The 18123-nt window shown below is 61.6% G+C and carries 15 protein-coding genes; all 15 read right to left on the reverse strand.

Features of this window, described 5'->3' with window-relative positions; all coding sequences use genetic code 11:
* Positions 1-23: 23 nt before the first annotated feature.
* A complete protein-coding gene (gene ftsX, locus ACPV0M_RS09535) occupies positions 24-902 on the reverse strand; it encodes a permease-like cell division protein FtsX (RefSeq protein ID WP_425620416.1) in 879 nt (292 codons plus the stop codon).
* Positions 892-1581, reverse strand: a complete 690-nt coding sequence (gene ftsE, locus ACPV0M_RS09540) for a cell division ATP-binding protein FtsE (protein WP_425620417.1) — start codon at positions 1579-1581, stop codon at positions 892-894. Before ftsE ends, ftsX begins: the two co-directional genes overlap by 11 nt.
* Before the next feature lie 168 nt (positions 1582-1749).
* Complete coding sequence (locus ACPV0M_RS09545; protein ID WP_425620418.1) at positions 1750-2688, reverse strand: transketolase family protein; 939 nt, start codon at positions 2686-2688, stop codon at positions 1750-1752.
* Positions 2689-2710: 22 nt separating this feature from the next.
* Positions 2711-3532: a transketolase gene (locus tag ACPV0M_RS09550; protein ID WP_425620419.1), complete on the reverse strand. Its 822-nt coding sequence runs from the start codon at positions 3530-3532 to the stop codon at positions 2711-2713.
* 20 nt (positions 3533-3552) lie between these two features.
* Entirely contained in the window at positions 3553-4419 is an 867-nt protein-coding gene (locus ACPV0M_RS09555) for a YitT family protein (RefSeq protein ID WP_425620420.1), read from the reverse strand.
* A 187-nt stretch (positions 4420-4606) separates the two neighbouring features.
* A protein-coding gene (gene prfB / locus ACPV0M_RS09560; RefSeq protein ID WP_425620421.1) for a peptide chain release factor 2 occupies positions 4607-5720 on the reverse strand; the annotation gives its coding sequence in 2 pieces (ribosomal slippage) (positions 4607-5650 and positions 5652-5720; 1113 coding nt in all).
* A gap of 311 nt (positions 5721-6031) precedes the next feature.
* The gene (gene secA / locus ACPV0M_RS09565; RefSeq protein ID WP_425620422.1) at positions 6032-8695 is read right to left on the reverse strand and encodes a preprotein translocase subunit SecA; all 2664 of its coding nucleotides are present in this window, start codon (positions 8693-8695) and stop codon (positions 6032-6034) included.
* Between the two features lie 198 nt (positions 8696-8893).
* Positions 8894-9406: a ribosome hibernation-promoting factor, HPF/YfiA family gene (gene hpf, locus ACPV0M_RS09570; RefSeq protein WP_425620423.1), complete on the reverse strand. Its 513-nt coding sequence runs from the start codon at positions 9404-9406 to the stop codon at positions 8894-8896.
* A gap of 245 nt (positions 9407-9651) precedes the next feature.
* Positions 9652-10287 (reverse strand): ComF family protein, encoded by a 636-nt coding sequence (locus ACPV0M_RS09575; RefSeq protein ID WP_425620424.1) that lies wholly within the window; start codon positions 10285-10287, stop codon positions 9652-9654.
* 89 nt (positions 10288-10376) lie between these two features.
* Positions 10377-12107, reverse strand: a complete 1731-nt coding sequence (locus ACPV0M_RS09580; protein ID WP_425620425.1) for a GGDEF domain-containing protein — start codon at positions 12105-12107, stop codon at positions 10377-10379.
* A gap of 173 nt (positions 12108-12280) precedes the next feature.
* A complete protein-coding gene (metK, locus tag ACPV0M_RS09585) occupies positions 12281-13426 on the reverse strand; it encodes a methionine adenosyltransferase (protein ID WP_425620426.1) in 1146 nt (381 codons plus the stop codon).
* Between the two features lie 109 nt (positions 13427-13535).
* A complete protein-coding gene (locus ACPV0M_RS09590; RefSeq protein WP_425620427.1) occupies positions 13536-14354 on the reverse strand; it encodes a L,D-transpeptidase family protein in 819 nt (272 codons plus the stop codon).
* A gap of 252 nt (positions 14355-14606) precedes the next feature.
* Positions 14607-15941, reverse strand: coding sequence for a methyl-accepting chemotaxis protein (locus ACPV0M_RS09595; protein ID WP_425620428.1), 1335 nt, complete (start codon positions 15939-15941; stop codon positions 14607-14609).
* Between the two features lie 156 nt (positions 15942-16097).
* Positions 16098-16331: a PRC-barrel domain-containing protein gene (locus ACPV0M_RS09600; RefSeq protein WP_425620429.1), complete on the reverse strand. Its 234-nt coding sequence runs from the start codon at positions 16329-16331 to the stop codon at positions 16098-16100.
* Between the two features lie 164 nt (positions 16332-16495).
* Positions 16496-18064, reverse strand: coding sequence for a murein biosynthesis integral membrane protein MurJ (gene murJ / locus ACPV0M_RS09605; protein ID WP_425620430.1), 1569 nt, complete (start codon positions 18062-18064; stop codon positions 16496-16498).
* Positions 18065-18123 lie beyond the last annotated feature (59 nt).

Consider the following 18123-nt stretch of genomic DNA (forward strand, 5'->3'; position numbering starts at 1 on the left):
TTGCTCAGTGCTCAACGCTCAAGTTACACATTAAGGAACTTCCTTATGGAAACCATGCTCCCGAGCCCCCCCATAATCAGGCCGAGGAGAACCAGCCCCGTAAAGACGGGGACTAGGAGCTGAGGGTCGTTGACGAGCTCCAAAAAGAAAAGCGAAGCGGCTTCCACCTGCAGCGTCAGGTAATAATAGCCTCCCGCCAGGAACGCCGTCGAAACAAGGGCGCCGATCAAGCCCACGGCCATCCCCTCCATCAGGAAGGGCAGACGAACAAACCAGTTGCTGGCCCCGAGGAACTTCATCACGCTCACTTCCTGCTGCCTGGCCACCACCGACAGCCGTACGGTCGTCACGATGAGAAAAACGGCGGCCACGGCCAGCAAGCCGGCGGCAGCCAGTGAAACAACATTAAGCCAGCGGGTGATGGCGATCAGCTTTTCGACCCAGCCCTGGCCGTAGCGGACCTTTTTTATCCCGGGCATTTCCTGGATTTGTCCGGCGATCACCGGCACCAGCTCGGCGCGCTCGGCCTTGATGCGGTAGCCGTCCGGCAGCGGGTTGTCCTCTTCAAGTCCGTCGAGGATGTCCTTGTTTTCCCCCAGGGCCTCCCTCATCTCCTCCAGGGCGCGTTCCTTGGACACGAACACGCAGGACTGGATACCGGCCAGTTGCCGGATGCGCTGGTCGAGAAGCTCCTTGTCGGCGTCCTCGACCAGGAAAACGTTGATCTCGACGCTGGATTCGACCGTCTTCATCAATTGGCTGGCGTTGATGGCGACAAGGAGAAAACTCCCCAGGATGCCCAGGGAGACCGCAATCATGCCGGCCGAGGCAACGGCCATCCAAAAGTTGCGGGTCAGGGCCTGGATCGCCAGGCGCAGGCAGTAGGTCAGCCTATTGAGCATACCCGTAACTCCCCTGTTCCTCGTCCCTTACAATACGGCCCTTATCCAGGGCCACAACGCGTTTCATCATCTCGTTCACGATATCCCAGGCGTGCGTGGCGACGATGATCGTCGTCCCGGCGGCGTTGATCTGCTCCAGGAGGCTCATCAGATCCCTGGACGTCTCGGGATCGAGATTGCCGGTAGGCTCGTCGGCCAGAATAACAAGCGGGTTCTTAACGATGGCCCGGGCGATGCAGACCCGCTGCTGCTCGCCGCCCGACAGCTGGTGCGGGTAAGCCATGGCCTTTTCGAGCAGACCGACGCGGGCCAGGACCTCGGGGACCTTGACGCGTATCTCCCGCTGGGAGGCGCCGAAAACCTCCAGGGCCAGCGCCACGTTTTCAAAAGCCGTCTTCTGGGGCAGAAGCCTGAAATCCTGGAAGATCATGCCGATACGCCGGCGCAAGGCCAGGACGTCGCGGCCCCGCATCCGGGCCACGTTCTTGTCGTTGAAGAAGAGCTGGCCCGAGGTCGGGAGCTCTTCCCGGAAAATCAGCTTAAGGATGGTGGACTTGCCGGCCCCGCTGTGGCCGACCAGGAAAACGAACTCCCCCCGCTTGATGCGGAGGTTGATATCCTTAACGGCCTCTACCTTTGAGCCCGGGTAAATCTTGCTTACGGAGTAAAATTGTATCAAAATGCAATGCCTCCGGGGGATTTGTGACGGTTGCCGTACCGAAGTTCTTCGACAGGATCTCCAAGATTCCTCTAGAAAAGGGGCTAAAACCCAGAAACAAAGCCGGGTGGTTGCAAGGCGGCTTGCCGCGGCAATCTGTCCGGCTTGTACAGCATAAAAGTATATGTCCTAGCCCTTGCGGGCCACGACCTCTTTTACGGCCGCCAGAATACTGGCCGTGGTGAGACCGTACTTCTCCAGCAACTCCGCCGGCTTGCCCGACTCGCCGAAGGTGTCCATTACCCCGACGCGCTTCATCGGCACGGGGAAGTTTTCGACCAGGGTCTCGGCGACGGCGCTGCCGAGCCCGCCGATGACGCTGTGCTCCTCCGCGGTCACGACGGCCCCGCTGGCACGGGCCGCCTCGACGACAGCCTCGACGTCGAGCGGCTTAATGGTGTGCATGTCGATCACGGCCACCGAGAGGCCCTCTTCCGCGGCCAGTTCGGCCGCCCGCAGCGCTTCGGCCACCATGATGCCGCAGGCGATGACCGCAGCGTCGTTCCCGGAACGCAGCTTAACGGCCTTCCCCGGGGTAAAGCTGAACCCCTGATCGTGGAGGATGGGGACAGCCGAGCGTCCCAGGCGGATGTAAACCGGCCCGTTGATGTTCACGGCGGCCCGTACCGCGCCGTAGACCTCCACCGCGTCAGCCGGCACGAAGACCGTCATGTTGGGGAGGCTGCGCATCAGGGCGATGTCCTCGACCGACTGGTGGGAGCTCCCGTCCTCGCCGACGGTCAGGCCGGCGTGTGTAGCGGCGATCTTGACGTTCAGCCTGGTGTTCGCGACACTCTGGCGGATCTGGTCAAAAGCCCGCCCGGCGGCGAATACGGCAAAAGTGCTGCAGAACGGGATCTTCCCCGCGGCGGCGAACCCGGCGGCCGTACCAACCATGTTCGCCTCGGCGACGCCCATATCGAAAAAGCGTTCCGGGAAACGCTTCGCAAAATCTATGGTCTTGGTCGACTTGGCGAGGTCCGCGTCCAGCACCACGACATCGGCCCTTTCCTCGCCGAGCTGCGCCAGTGCCTTTCCGTACGCCTCGCGGGTCGCTATCTTTTCCATCTCTCACACAACCTCCCCGTCTTTATCGCTGTAATTCTGCGAGAGCTCTTTCCACCTCTTCCGGCTTCGGCGCCACGCCGTGCCACTCGCACTTGTTTTCCATAAACGATACGCACTTGCCCTTGACGGTCCTGGCGACGATTGCCGTCGGGCGGCCCTTGGTGGCCCTTGCCTCGTCGAGGGCCTGCAGGATCTGGCCCATGTCGTGGCCGTCGATGACGATCACGTGCCACCCGAAAGCCTTGAATTTGTCGGGAATCGGCTCGGGGTTCATTACCTCACGCACCGGCCCGTCGATCTGGAAGCCGTTGAAATCGACAAAAACCGCCAGGTTGTCGATCCTGTAATGGGCGGCGGCCATGGCGGCCTCCCACACCTGGCCCTCCTGGATTTCACCGTCCCCAAGAAGGACGTAGACCCTGTAATCGCGGCCGTCAAGCCTAGCGGCCAGAGCCATCCCGTTGGCCGCCGAAAGCCCCTGTCCCAGGGAACCGGTCGACATCTCGACGCCGGGAAGCTTCTTCATGTCCGGGTGTCCCTGCAGGCGCGAACCCAGCTTGCGCAGGGTGGCCAGTTCCTCCACGGGGAAATACCCCCGTTCGGCCAGCGCCGCGTAGAGAACAGGCGCGGCGTGCCCCTTGGAAAGAACGAAACGGTCGCGCTCGGGCCAGCCCGGGTTCTGCGGGTCGAGGCGCATCTCCTTGAAATACAGGGCCGCGACGATATCGGCCGCCGAAAGCGATCCCCCCGGGTGTCCCGACCCGGCCGCCCCCAGCATGCGGACGATGTGCCGCCTGATCTCGCGGGCTCGTTCCTTGAGGCTCCCAAGGATCTCCTGGTCCATCTTTCCTAACCTCCGTTGCTTTACGTTTTTCCGGGTTCGAGTCGTTTAAAGCCTTCACCGAAGACCTCCCGCACGTCGGTGACGACGACGAAGGCCCGCGGATCAATCTCGTGGACGAGGTCCTTCAACCGGGTGACCTCGCTGCGGCTCACCACCGTCAACAGCACGTCCCGCTCCGCGCCGGTGTACGCTCCTGTCCCCCGCCAGATCGTCGCCCCCCGGTCCAGCTCGGTGTTGATTTTTCCGGCGATTTGATCGGGGTATGAGGAAATGATGAAAAAGGCCTTGGTAAAGCTGATGCCCTCCTGAACGGTGTCGATGATCCAGGCCGTAACGAAAATGGTGATCAGCGCGTAGAGCGCCAGTTCGTAAGACCGGAAGGCTATGCCGGCGGCCAGGACGACCGAAGCGTCGATCAGGAAGAGCAGCTGGCCGACGTTGATGCCCACGTAGCGCCGGACGATAAGCGCGGCAAAGTCGGTGCCGCCCGTCGTTCCCTTCGAGCGGAAAACCAGGCCCAGCCCCAGGCCGACCAGCACGCCGCCGAACAGGCTCGCCAGCAGCGCATCCCGGGTGGCCACGGGAAGGTAGGGGGCCAGCCCGTCGACGAACAGCGACAAGGTCACCGTCCCGTACAGCGACCGGAACCCCACCTGGAGCCCCAGCTTGTACAGCCCCCACAGGAAGAGGGGGACGTTGAGGGCGAGGATCGTAATACCCACCGGGAAGCCGACCAGATGAAAGATGATCGTGGCAATGCCGCTCACACCCCCGGCCGCAATCTTGTTGGGCACGAGGAACAGGTCGAGCCCCAGGGCGGTGAGGAGGACCCCGAGAGTGAGTATCAGGTACTCCCTGGAGTTGCGCACCAAGACCTTATGTACCAAAATCTAACCCCTCGACTTAGAATATCCATCCTTGCCAGTATGCACTCTTATTCTTTTTCCTCGACAACGAATCCTTCCTGACGACAAAAAGGCAACCCTTCGGCTGCCTTTTTGTCAGGTTTTCGGTTTCAGGTGTCAGGGCTCGGGTGGCAGGCAACACCCACCAGGCAAGAAAGAAGCCCGGCGCTTAGCGCCGGGCTTCTTTTCTTGCCTGGTGTATAAGGTAGGCCTTGATGAAATCGTCGATGTCGCCGTCGAGGACGGCGTTGATGTTACCCTTCTCCACCTTGGTACGGTGGTCCTTGACCAGAGCGTACGGGTGCATGACGTAAGACCTGATCTGGCTGCCCCAGGCGATGTCCATCTGCTCCCCGCGCAGCGCGGCGATTTCTTCCTCGCGCTTGCGCAGTTCCAGCGCCAGCAGTTTCGACTGCAAAAGTTTCATGGCCGCCAGGCGGTTGGCCAGCTGGGAGCGCTCGTTCTGGCATGACACCACGATGCCCGTGGGCAGGTGGGTGATGCGCACCGCCGAGTCGGTCTTGTTGACGTGCTGGCCGCCCGCGCCCGCCGAGCGGAAGGTATCGATGCGCAGGTCGTCGGGATTGATGTTCACCTCGGCCGTCTCGTTAACCTCGGGTAGGACGTCAACCGAGGCAAAGGAGGTATGCCTCCGGCCGCTGGCGTCGAAGGGCGAAATCCGCACCAGGCGGTGGACACCCTTCTCCGAACGGAGATAACCGTAGGCGCTCAGGCCGGAAATCAAAAGGGTGACGCTTTTGATGCCGCCCTCATCGTCGTCGAGGATGTCCAGCACGCTGACCTTGTAACTGCGCCGCTCCGCCCAGCGGATATACATACGCATCAGCATCTCGGCCCAGTCCTGGGCCTCGAGCCCGCCCGCCCCGGCGTGCAAGCTTAAGATGGCGTTGCGGTGATCATAGGGCCCCGCAAGGAGCAGCTCTATTTCCATCGACTGGACCTCCCGGTCCAGCCGGTCCAGCTCATCCTGCACCTCGGACGCTATGGCCGCGTCGTCCTCGTCCTCGCCGAGGGTCAGCAGGGTGGCCGTGTCCTCGTACAGCTGTTCGAGTCTCCGAAAATTGTCCACGGCGTCCCGCAACTGGGCGACCTTCTGCGTGATTTCCTGTGCCTTCTCCGGGTTGCCCCAAAAATCGGGGGTCGCCATCTCCCGTTCCAGGCGCTCAATCTCCGCTTCCTTGGCGGGGAGGTCAAAGAGAGGCCTTGAGGTCGCGCAGGCGCCCCTCAAGCTCTTCCAATCTGTCTCTTAATTCCGGATACATTGTCTCTCCTCACGATACTTATGGCGTTAGTCGATATGTAAACTCAGTGACGATAGATTTGGACGTAGGACTTAGGACGTAGGATTTGGGACTTAGGAGGGAAACACAGAGAGCTTACTCCCCACCTTGATCAATTTATAAAACCAGGAATCAGGATAAACATAGTCTACCAGTACCGCCCTAAAACAGAACTCCCTCCATTCCCAAATATGTCCACATCCGTTTTACGTCCTGTCCCCTTACGCATACGTCTTACGATGTCCTATGTCTTACTTTCCTACGTCTTACGTCTTATGTCCTACGTCTTAAGTCTACTCGCGGCCGCAGCACTTCTTGTACTTCTTGCCGCTCCCGCAGGGACACGGATCGTTGCGCCCCGCCTTTTTCTCCTTGCGGACGGGCTGTTTCGGACCCTCGTCCTCGCCGCGGTTCTCGATCACCTGCCGGCGCTGCTCTTGGGCCGGAGCCACCCGGACGCGGAACAGGAAGCGGATGACGTCCTCCTGGATGCCGGCGATCATGTTCTGGAACATCTCGTAGCTCTCGAACTTGTACTCCACGAGGGGGTCTTTCTGACCGTAGGCCCGCAGCCCGATCCCCTCGCGTAACTGGTCCATGGCGTCGAGATGGTCCATCCACTTCTCGTCGACGACGCGCAGGATGATGACCCGCTCGATTTCCCGCAGGGTTTCGGGACCCAGTTCATCCTCGCGCTGCCGGTAGGCTTCGCGCGCCTGTTCCAGGAGGAACTCCTTGAGCTCGCCGCGCTTCATGCCGGCAAGGTTCTCCGCGGTCAGGCGGTGGTGAGGCAGGAACACCTGGGTCGCGTATTCAAGAAGTCCCTCGTAGTTCCATTCCTCGGGATGAACGCCCTCCGGGGTGTAGGTCTCGACGGTCCGTCCCACCACGTCTTCCATCATCTGGTCGACGGCGGCGTGCATGTCCTCGCCGGTCAAAACCTGGCGGCGCTGGCGGTAAATCAGCTCGCGCTGCTGGTTGATGACGTCGTCGTACTCCAGGACGTGCTTGCGCATGCTGAAGTTGCGGTTTTCGACCTTCTTCTGGGCACTCTCCAGGCTTCTGGAAATCAGGCCGTGCTCCAGGGGCACGTCTTCCTCGATCTTGAGCCTGTCCATGAGCCCGGCGATGTTGTCGCCGCCGAAAAGACGCATCAGGTCGTCGTCCAGGGCCACGAAAAACTGGGACGAGCCCGGATCGCCCTGGCGGCCGGTGCGGCCCCGGAGCTGGTTGTCGATGCGCCGGCTCTCGTGGCGCTCCGTCCCGATGATGTGCAGGCCGCCGAGGGCCACGACCTCGTCGTGCTCCCGGTCGGTGATCTGCTTAAACTCCTGGTAAAGCTCCTGAAAGACCCGCCGCGCATCCTGCACTTCGGGCCTGCAGGGTCCCGCCTCGGCGGCTTCGGCGATGATCTCGGGATCGAAGCCCCGCTTGCGCATCTCCTGCTTGGCCATGAAGGCCGGGTTGCCTCCGAGAAGGATATCGGTGCCGCGGCCGGCCATGTTGGTGGCGATGGTGACCGCGCCTTTGCGCCCCGCCTGAGCGACGATTTCGGCTTCCTTCTCGTGGTACTTGGCGTTCAGCACCTGGTGGGGGATGCCCCGCTGGCGCAGCATCTGGCTCAAGATCTCGGATTTCTCGATGGAGATCGTGCCTACCAGGACGGGCTGCCCTACGGCGTGACGCCGGGCGATTTCGTCGACGACGGCCTGGAACTTGGCCCTCCCCGTCTTGTAAATCACGTCGGGCATGTCGGTACGGATCATCGGCTTGTTGGTCGGGATGACGATGACATCGAGCTTGTAAATCTTACGGAACTCCTCTTCCTCGGTGGCTGCCGTGCCCGTCATACCGGCCAGTTTCCCGTACATCCGGAAGTAGTTCTGGAAGGTGATCGTCGCCAGGGTCTGCGACTCCCGCTCGATCCTGACGCCTTCCTTGGCCTCGATGGCCTGGTGCAGCCCGTCGCTGTAACGGCGCCCGAACATCAGGCGGCCGGTGAACTCGTCGACGATGATGATCTGCCCGTCCTTGACCACGTAGTCGACGTCGCGCTTCATCAGGGCGTGCGCGCGCAGGGCCTGGTTGAGGTGGTGCATCAGCTCGATGTTGCGGTCGTCGGCCAGGTTGTCGATCTTCAGCGCCTTTTCGACCTTGTCGATGCCCTCCTCGGTGATGGTCACCGTGCGTGCCTTCTCGTCAACCGTATAGTCAACGTCCGGCTTAAGCCTCGGGACAAGCCGGGCGAAGGTATGGTACAGGTCGGTCGGCTTGTTGGACTGCCCGGAAATGATCAGCGGCGTCCTGGCCTCGTCGATGAGGATGCTGTCCACCTCGTCGATGATGGCGTAGTGAAGCTCGCGCTGGACCATCTCCTCCGGGTTCAGGGCCATGTTGTCCCGGAGGTAGTCGAAGCCGAACTCGTTGTTGGTCCCGTAAGTGATGTCGGCGGCGTAGGCCTGTTTCCGCTGGCTGTGGTCCAGGCCATGGACGATCAGGCCCACGTTGAGCCCCAGGAAACGGTACACCTGTCCCATCCACTCGCTGTCGCGGCGGGCCAGGTAATCGTTCACGGTCACGATGTGCACGCCGCACCCCGTCAGGGCGTTGAGGTAGGCCGGCAGGGTGGCGACAAGCGTCTTGCCCTCGCCGGTTTTCATCTCGGCGATCCGCCCCTCATGTAGGACGATGCCGCCCATCAGCTGGACATCGAAATGGCGCATGTCCAGCACGCGCCTCGACGCCTCGCGGACGACGGCGAAGGCTGGGGCCAGGATGTGGTCCGGTTCCGCGCCGTTGGCCAGCCGTTCCCGGAATTCGACGGTCTTGGCCGCCAGTTCCTCATCCGACAGGGCCTGCATCTCGGGTTCGAGCGCGTTTATTTCTGCGACATCCCGGCTCAGCCGCTTGACCTCCCGGGCGTTGTCGTCGAACCAGTTCTTGATAAAACCGATCAACGGTGATACACCTCGCCATTTAAACGCCCGCATGCATGGATGCGGCATTCGCACAAATTAAGGAACCCAGCGGTTCCTTCAATCTCTTTATTTTAGCATTTGCAGCAGGTCATTGCAACCAAGCGGCAGACAAAAAATGGCAGCGGGATTGCATAAAAAAGCGCGCCTCTCGGCGCGCTTTTCTGTTCCGAAGTACCTTTATTCGGGCTCGATCAGGCCGTAGTTGCCGTCCTTGCGCCTGTACACGACATTGACTTCCTGCGTTTCGGCGTTGGAGAACACGAAAAAGCTGTGTCCCAGGAGATTCATCTGCATCACGGCTTCCTCGACCTGCATGGGTTTGATGGCAAAGCGCTTCACGCGCACCACGCGGAAGGGATCTTCCTGCTCCTCGGCTTCCGCATCCCTGGCCTCCGCCGTGCGGAGTCTCTTGCCCAGGCGCCCTTTAAACTTCTCGACTTGTTTCTCAAGCTTTTCAACAACGAGGTCGACAGAGGCATACATATCGGGTGTCGCTTCTTCGCCGCGCAGGATCATGCCGTTAATGGGGATGGTGACTTCAACGCGATGCGAGTCTCTCTCCACCGAAAGCGTTACCTGGGCGTCACCAAAATTGTTCAAGAGCTTGCCCAGCTTGTTGAGGCGTTTTTCCACATAGCTTCTTAAGGCGTCGGTGACCTCTATGTTTTTGCCGCGCACGTTGACTCGCATTTTGCTCTCACTCCTTTGGCTCGAGTTAATCTATAGTATTCCCTCCCATAGAGGAATATCCTGCGTTGGCATGTGAAAACAAGTCTGTCGAAAAAAGGTTTGGCGAACGCCGTATCCGATGGGAAAAACCTGTGGATACAGTGGATAAACCTGTGAATAACAGGCTTTTCAGGGCTCCATATTGTGGACAAGGCAATTTATGGTGTAGGCATTTGTCGAAGGAACCATAATTCAGTAAAGATAGGTCAGCGGTTGCCCCCGGCGAACGTAAGACCCAGGACCCGCCCCGCGCCCGCCCGTTTCAAGGCCCGGGCCGCGGAGGCCATCGTACTCCCGGTTGTGAAGACGTCATCAACGACGACAACCGTGCGTCCTCTTACGAAGGACTCGCTCCCGGACGCCACGGCGAAGGCCCCGGCCATGTTGCGCCTCCGTTGCGCCCGGCTCAAGCCGGTCTGGGGCGGGGTTTCGCGCGCCCGGACGAGAACTTTGGCTGCCGGCAGCCCGGAAAGCCCGCCGAGCGCCGCGGCCAGCAGTTCGGCCTGGTTGAAACGGCGCTCCCGCAGGCGCTCTCTCCCCATCGGAACCGGGACGAGCAGTTCGGCCTTCAGGTAGCCTTCCTCGGCCTGGAAAGTCTTGAGCATCAGTCCGGCCATGAAAGAAGCGAGGTGCCGCCGGCCGTGGTACTTGAGTTGGTGTACGGTCTCGCGGGCGCGGCCCTCGTAAGGAAAGGAGGCCCTGTTGAAGACGAAGGGCCAGCTCTGTCCCGGGCATTCGTCGCAGAACCCCGCCAGGGAAACGACGGCAAACCGGCCGCACACCGCGCAGCGGGACGACCCGGCGGCAAGCGCCGCCAGGGACTCCACGCACTCCCGGCACACCTCGCCGGCGCCGCCCCCGCAAAGGGGACAAGCCCGGGAAAAAGGGAAGACCAGGTCGACCAGGCCCGTCCATAAATCGCGCCACAGCGTTACCAGTCGTGCAAGCCCCCCGTCCCCGCCCTGGACCGGTAGCCGGCGGCGTCCCCCGTCGCCGCGGCCGCGCGCAGGCTCTCCTCGGCATACGCGAGCAGCGCGTCCGCCGTCTCACCGTCGCGCGGGTATATGGCCGTAGCCGAGCGGAGCGAGACCGCACACTCGCCGTCTCCGGCACGGAAAGAACGCTGCTCCACGGCCCGCCGGAGACGCTCCGCCGCCTGGGCGACCTCGATCTCGCCGGCCTCCGCGAAGAATACGGCGAAGGCGTCATCCCCGTACCTTCCCACGGGGAGGCCGGGGCCGCAGCGCCGGGCGATCAGGGCGGCCACCTGCTGCAGGACGGCGTCGCCCGCCTCGTCCCCGTAACGGCGGTTAATCCGGGCCAGCCCGGCGATTTCCAGGAGGAGGGCCACCGCCGGCTTCTCTTCTTCGCGGCACTGCAGGAGCAGCTCGCCGGCCTGCTGCAGGAACGCCTGCCGGCCGGGCAGCCCCGTCAGGGCGTCGCATCCCGTCAGGGTGGCGACCCGGTCGTAAAGAAGCGTGTTATTGATGGCCACCGCGGCCTGCCCGGCGATAATGGTGAGGATGTGCAGGTTGCGCTCGTCGTAAACGCCGGGGCGCCGGGCCCCCACGACAAAGACTCCGGAAACCTGGTCCTCGACCAGCAGCGGAATGATGATCAGCGAGCGCAGGAACTGGGGTAATCCGGCCTCGCGGGCCAATCGTGCGTCCCCGCGGGTATCGTAAACGACGACGGGCTCTTTACCCTGGATGACCGGAGCGGCATACCCCTCGTCGGGATCGAGGGTGGATTCCTCCAGGTCGCGGCTGAAGGGGCTCCTGACGGCGCAGCAGCGGAAGAGGCCCGACCTGTCGTCCCAGAGGTAGACGGCCGCCGTGTGGTAGGGGATGATCCTCCTGGTCTCGGCGAGGATGAAGTTCAGGAGCTCGGTCAGGTTGACGCTGGCCCCCATGCGCTTGGCCACCTCGTAAAGGACGCTGAGCTCGCGGTTGCTGAGCTCGAGCTTCACTGTATGGCGGAGAAGAAGCTGCACGCCCAGCGCCGGCAGAAACAGCAGGTAGGCGGCGGTCGGTCCGATGTGGGTATAAATGATGCTGGCCAGGTAAGCCAGGGGAATAACGAACAGGTAGGTGCCGGCGTCCCAGACCAGGGTGTTGTACCAGGAGATACTGGGGAAGGAACGGCGGCGGGGAGCGATGTAAAGGTAGACGAGGACGTGGTTGGCCACCAGGTGGCCCCCGGCGAAGGCCAGCACGGGCAAAACGTTGGACGGGGCGAAACGCTCCCCGGAGGCGCCCCCGAGATAATCGTAAGCCAGGGCGCCCGCAGCGATAGCCAGGGCGCACTGCGCGGCGTTGAAAAGAGTCGTGCGCATGGGATTGCCGCGGTTGACGATGCCCTGGCCGAACAAGGTCGCCAGGGCCCCGACCCACGCCGCCGCGGGAAACCCGAAGAGGAGAAAGGCAGCCAGCACGACTGCAAACCCGCTGGAAAGCTGCCCGTGCGGAAAGGAGACGACGAGCCATTCGGACAGCACCCCGAGAGCGATCAGGGTCACGTACTGGACGGCATAGTCCAGGTCGACGCCCTGAAAAAGCCCGGCGAGCAAGTAAAAGCCCCCGCCGATCACCAGCCACAGGTAGAGGATGTGCACCACCGTTCCAGGCCGCAACCGACCCACCTCGGGGAAACATTTCGACAAAAATCACCCGTTCCCTCCAAAAACAGTAAAAGCCGCCTCGTACAGCGGCTTTATACCGGTCTTCAGCGCTCAGCATTCAGCATTAGGATTAGGGGTTTTAGACAAGCAGAGGGGGCTATGCAAAGCGCAGCCCCCTATTTATCTGAATGCCGAGTGCTGAGTGCCGAGCGCTATTAAATACCGGCATCCGACTTCAGGGCTTCCACCTTGTCCAGCCCCTCCCAGGGGAGGTCGAGGTCGGGACGCCCGAAGTGGCCGTAAGCGGCGACCTGCCGGTAAATCGGCCGGCGCAGGTCCAGATCTCTGATGATCGCCCCGGGGCGGAGGTCGAAGTTCCGGTAAACGATCTGCGCGAGCTTTTCCTCGTCGATGCGCGCCGTGCCGAAGGTATCGACGCGGATGGACACGGGCTCGGCCACGCCGATGGCGTAGGCCAGGTGTACCTCGCACTTGCCGGCCAGACCCGCCGCCACGATATTCTTGGCGACCCACCGGGCGGCGTAGCTGGCGGAGCGGTCGACCTTGGTCGGGTCCTTGCCCGAAAAGGCCCCCCCGCCGTGACGGGCGATACCGCCGTAAGTATCGACGATGATTTTGCGTCCCGTCAGGCCGGTGTCGGCGTGCGGCCCGCCGAGAACGAAGCGGCCCGTGGGATTGATGTAGTATTTCGTCCGTTTGTCCAGGAGTTCCGGGCCTATCACCGGCTTGATCACGTAATCGATGACGTCCTCCTGGATCGTCTCCTGGTCGACGTCGGGGCGGTGCTGGGTCGAAACGATCACGGTATGCACGCGGACCGGACGGCCGTTTTCGTATTCGACGGTGACCTGCGTCTTGCCGTCGGGACGGAGGTAGTCCAGGGTCTTATCTTTCCGGAGCTGGGCCAGCCGCCGCGCCAGGCGGTGGGCGAGAGTGATCGGCAGGGGCATCAGTTCCGGCGTTTCGTCGGTGGCGTAACCGACCATAATGCCCTGGTCGCCCGCCCCGATTTCCTCCTTGAGCACGCCTTGGGCGATGTCGGGCGACTGCTCGTCGATGGAGGTGATCACGGCGCAGGTGTCGCAGTCAAATCCGTACTTGGCGCGGGTGTAGCCGATCTGGCAGACCGTGTCGCGGACGATCCTGGGGATATCGACGTAACAGTTGCAGCTGATCTCCCCGGCCACAAAAACGAGACCGGTGGTCACCAGGGTTTCCGCGGCGACCCTGGCTTCGGGGTCCTTGGCCAGAATGGCGTCGAGGACGGCGTCCGAAATCTGGTCCGCCACCTTGTCGGGATGTCCCTCCGTAACGGATTCCGAAGTGAAAAGATGTCTCATTGGCAACCCTTCTTAACGAAATCTGTTGAATACTGCAAACAATTCTAGCAGAACCGGTAATTGGTGTCAACGAAGCGTGCTCCAAAGCTTCGCGCTGCGAAGCCGCCGGCTAGGGAACGACCAGTTGCTGGCCGGGGTAAATGATTGTTGAACTGAGGTTGTTCGCACGCATGATAGCCTCAACCGTCGTCCCGTAAAGCCGGGCGACGGCATAGAGCGATTCCCCCGGCCGGACGGTATGCACCCGGTCTCCCCCGCCCGGCCGGGGCTGCGCGGGGGCGGGATTGAACACGGGATGCGGCGCGGAACCGCTGGAAACGACGACAATCACCGGCGAGCCCACCGCGACAACCGGGAAGATCGTCTCCACGTCCCTATTGTACATCCGTACGCACCCGTTCGATACGGCATGCCCGATGGATTGCGGGCGGTTGGTGCCGTGAATGCCGTGGCCCTGCGTGGTGAAGCCCAGCCACCGGGAGCCGTAGACGCCGCCCGGGTTGACGATTTTATTGAGGATACTGAACGTACCGACAGGGGTCGGGGTGGCCGGCTTGCCCACGGCGACCGGGAAAGGGCCCAGCGAGCCGCTGCCCCTAAACACCATCAAGCGCCGCGCCCCGATGTTGATGTTGACTGTAGCGGTAGAATCCAAAGCGTTGACGGGAGCGCCGCCGGCGGCAGCGGTCAAGTCGTTCGGTAAAACGGTTGTCCGGAACAGTTCTTTCCAGGTCCTGTCGTCTATTTCTCCCGTAACGGGAAGACCCTTGCGCGATTGAAAGTCGCGCAAAGCCCGGGATGTCCCGGGTCCGAAAAAGTTGACAGGATCGTCAACGGCAAAACCCAGGTCGTGCAACTGTTCCTGCAGGTTGCCCACAAGCAGGTGCGTCATCCCCGGACGGATGATGCCGGTGCCTTCGGATGACATGTGTCCACCTCCAAAAAAGAAGTTAGAGGTCTGACTCGAAGAAATCCTACGGATTTCGCACAATCTATCAGTCAGAGGGTTTCTAGACCATGTTATTAGGCGGGGCGACGGGGGGTCACAGGGCAAAAAAAAATCGCCTGCCTGGCGCACGGCGGGCTGCAATATGGAGATTAGGAGTTGGCAGTCAGAGTGTATCGGCGAAGCGGCAAACCGATCGTCAATAATTATCAAACTGACCTTGAGCTGATAACGTCACTCTATATGGTACCTTCGCACTTTGAGCTTGATGTCGTCAGCCAGCTTGGCCAGCGTGTTGGCCGCGGCCGAGACCTCTTCCGTCGAGGCGCTTTGCTCCTGAGCCGTCGCCGCGATGCGCCCCATCCCGTCCGTTATTTCCTGCGACGCGGCCGAAGCGGACTGCAGCCGCACGGTGAGTTCCTTGACGCGGGAAATGATCTCGCCGAAAGCCTCGTTGACCATCCCCACGACAGACACACCGGACTTGACCTCCTCCCTGCTGCTGGACATCGCTTCGGTGGCCTTGGCGGTTGTCGCCTGAATGGAGGCGATCAATTGACGGATGCGGTCGGCCGCGTTCCCCGACTGCTCGGCCAGCTTGCGGACCTCGTCGGCCACGACGGCGAAACCCCGGCCCTGGTCGCCGGCACGCGCCGCCTCAATCGCGGCGTTGAGCGCCAGGAGGTTGGTCTGGTCGGCGATCTGGGTGATGAGGTCGGTGATCTGCCCGATCTCGATCGATTTTTGCCGGAGGTTGTCCACCGCGGACGTGGCGCTCTGGGTCACCGTCTGGATGGACTGCATGCGGTCCTTCAACTCCACCACGCTCCTGCTGCCCTCGGCGGCGTGCTGCTCGGCCGTAACGGCGGCGGCGGTGACATCCTTGACTGCTTCGGTAACGTGCTCCACATTGGCCGCCATCTGGCTCATTGTTTCGGCCACGTGACCGGCGCCGGCCGCCGTTTCCTCCGCTCCGGCCACGAGCTGGCTCGCCGAACCCTTAAGGACCTCCGCGCTGCCGTCCATAGCCCGTATGGTGGCCCGCAGGACTTCCTTAAGGTCATTCACTGCCACCGCCAGGAGCATGAACTCGTCCCGTCGCGGCATGACCGCCTCGTCGGCCGCCAGGTTCCCCTTGCCGATCTCCCTCAGCTTTTCCCTCAGAATGTTGATGGGCTTGCACATCTGGTACGCGGGCGCGATGGTCAGCGCGCCGATAATCGCCATCGTACCAAGGACGGTCAGGTAGTAGATTTGCTGCCCGGCTTCCAACAGGACCGACCTGCTCAGGACGGCAAACGCCAAAAATACCGTTAATACGGGAGCCACAACAAGCGCGGCGAAACGAAAGTAGGTCGTCTGGTACCAGGCGATGCTGTTGATGGCCTGATAGGCGCTGCACTGCAGGCATTCCGACAGCTTTTCGTCAACCGACGCGTTGAGCCTGCCGCCGCAGTAAGTCCCCTCGAGACGCCAGCAGCGCCGGCCGAGCCCCTTCACGTAAGCCGAGCATTGCATCCTGCGGTCCTCCGGACAGTTGAGTATCTCCCAGCAGTTAAGTTTGGCCATCAGTCTCCCTCCACCGGGCAAGAGCCCGCTCTTTGAGTACAAGCATGTCTAGCATGATTATCGACGAGGCAAACAAAAAATTGATCTGTCTTTTGTAAAACCGCTCCGAACAAATTCGAAGCCCCCGTCAATAGAGGGCCTGTGGCAAAACCGAATTTACAGGCCTTCTATTTCGACCAGCACGGCGTCGACGCCGATTTTCTTGACCTGCGGCCAGGGTACGACGATATCTTTGTCGCGCAGCACGCCCATAAGCCTTTTCCGGCCGCGCAGCACGATGGCTTCAACCCTGCCGGCATCGTTCATGATCATGTCCTTGACCGGGCCGATCCGCCTGCCGTCGGCAAGGTTGATGATCAGCCGCGAGCTGAGATCCGTAGCCTTAAACATAGGAACCCACCCCCGTACACAAACCATCATATGCCGCTTAAGCATGGATGGTTACAGGCGCTCGCTTGCGTACACCCGACGACTGACGACCCAGCACTCAACTGATTACTGAGCGGCTTCCTAACACCAACTTGGCACAGAACCAAATAAAGTGACGACCGAATTCACAGGCTCCGTTTGCGCAAGCTGCCCATGAGCTGTCGCGACGTGCTCCGCAGCATCTGGATTTCCTCAAAACCCAGGGCGCAACAGGCCATGAGGTAAGCGACGACCCCCGCAGCGATCCCGGCGCCGACCCGCAGAGCCAGTCCGGCCGTCCCCGCAGGGAGGCCTGAAGTAGCCAGGGTCTGGTCGACGGCGTAACTCGCAAAAGCAAGCACCGCCGAAGCCACCGTAACCTTGGCCCCGAACAGCAGCCAGGAATAGTGCCACAGGCCCGGCAGCCGGCGGTCCAGGTAGTAAACGAGGAGGACGGTTTGCAAAAAGGCCGACAGCGAAGCCGCAAGGGCCAGGCCGCCGTGCAGAAGCGGTCCCATTAAAAGCAGGCTGAGGATGATATTGGCGACGATGTTCACAGCCAGCAGCTTGACAGGGGTCTTTGTATCCTGGAAGGCGTAAAAAGCCCGCGTCAAAAGGATGTTGGTGGCGAACCCGACGAGCCCCACGGCGTAGAAAAGCACGGCTGCGGCCGTCATAAAGGTGGCCCTTTCGTCGAAAGCCCCTCTTTCAAAAAGGAGCTGGACGATGGGCGTGCGCAACACCATCAAGCCGGCGCTCGCCGGAACGATCATCAGGACAATGACGCGCAGGGAACGGCGTACACCGCCGAAAACCTCGCCGATCCTGCCCTCGGCGGCCCACTGCGTAAGCATCGGGAAGACGGCCGTGCTGACGGCAAGGACAAACAGGCTCACCGGAAGCTGGATCAGTTTGTAGGCAAAATTAAGAGCGGAAATGCTCCCTTCAGGGAGCAATGAAGCCAGGACTCTGTCAATAATGAAGTATGCCTGGGTGACGGAGATGCCCAGCGTTACCGGAACAACCAACCGCAGGGCCTTGCGCACTCCCGGATGCGACCAGTCAAAACTCAGGCTGAACCGGAAGCCCGCACGCCACAGGGGCGGCAGCTGAATAAGCGCCGACAGGACCATGCCGGCCACCGTGCCCCAGGCCAGGCCCTGGATGCCGAAGATCCCGCCCAGCAGCGCGGCCGATGCGATGATTACGATATTATTGAGCGCCCCGCTGAAAGCCGGGATGCCGAAGATCTTGTTGGCGTTGAGGAAGGCCGAAAACAGCGTGGCCAGTCCGGAAAAGACCAGCATCGGAAAGACGATCCGCGTCAGCTCGGACGCCAGCCGGCTGGTTTCGGGCGCCAGGCCCGGCGCGATCACCTTGACGACAAAAGGAGCCACGACCACGCCGGCGAGGGTAACGACGGCCAGGAGCAGAAAGAGCAGGTTGACGACGGTGGCTGTCAACCTCCAGGCTTCCCCGGTCTCGCCCCTGGCCCGGTACTCGGTGAATACGGGGATGACCACGGCCGCCAGAGCCTGCGACAAAATGGCGAAGACGATCGTGGGAAGGGTCACGGCCACCAGGTAGGCGTCGGTGACCGCATTGGCCCCGAACTGGTCGGCGATGACCATCTCCCGTACAAAACCCAGAAGACGCGAGAGCAGGTTGAAGGCGGCGATAACTATGGTCGCCTGAACGATCAGTTTACCGGACAACCGGTTTCACGCCCCATCGTTTCTTTCCCGTCAGTTGCAGTATTACCAATAAAACCGCC

Origin of the sequence: Desulfosceptrum tomskiensis (assembly GCF_049818055.1) — a bacterium.
Lineage (GTDB): Bacteria > Bacillota > Desulfotomaculia > Desulfotomaculales > JASEER01 > JBFLVT01.

Excerpts from the sequence above, each read along its gene's own strand:
- ftsX (WP_425620416.1), bottom strand. The coding sequence starts at position 902 with ATGCTCAATAGGCTGACCTACTGCCTGCGCCTGGCGATCCAGGCCCTG.
- ACPV0M_RS09545 (WP_425620418.1), bottom strand. The coding sequence starts at position 2,688 with ATGGAAAAGATAGCGACCCGCGAGGCGTACGGAAAGGCACTGGCGCAG.
- ACPV0M_RS09550 (WP_425620419.1), bottom strand. The coding sequence starts at position 3,532 with ATGGACCAGGAGATCCTTGGGAGCCTCAAGGAACGAGCCCGCGAGATC.
- hpf (WP_425620423.1), bottom strand. The coding sequence starts at position 9,406 with ATGCGAGTCAACGTGCGCGGCAAAAACATAGAGGTCACCGACGCCTTA.
- metK (WP_425620426.1), bottom strand. The coding sequence starts at position 13,426 with ATGAGACATCTTTTCACTTCGGAATCCGTTACGGAGGGACATCCCGAC.
- ACPV0M_RS09590 (WP_425620427.1), bottom strand. The coding sequence starts at position 14,354 with ATGTCATCCGAAGGCACCGGCATCATCCGTCCGGGGATGACGCACCTG.
- ACPV0M_RS09595 (WP_425620428.1), bottom strand. The coding sequence starts at position 15,941 with ATGGCCAAACTTAACTGCTGGGAGATACTCAACTGTCCGGAGGACCGC.
- ACPV0M_RS09600 (WP_425620429.1), bottom strand. The coding sequence starts at position 16,331 with ATGTTTAAGGCTACGGATCTCAGCTCGCGGCTGATCATCAACCTTGCC.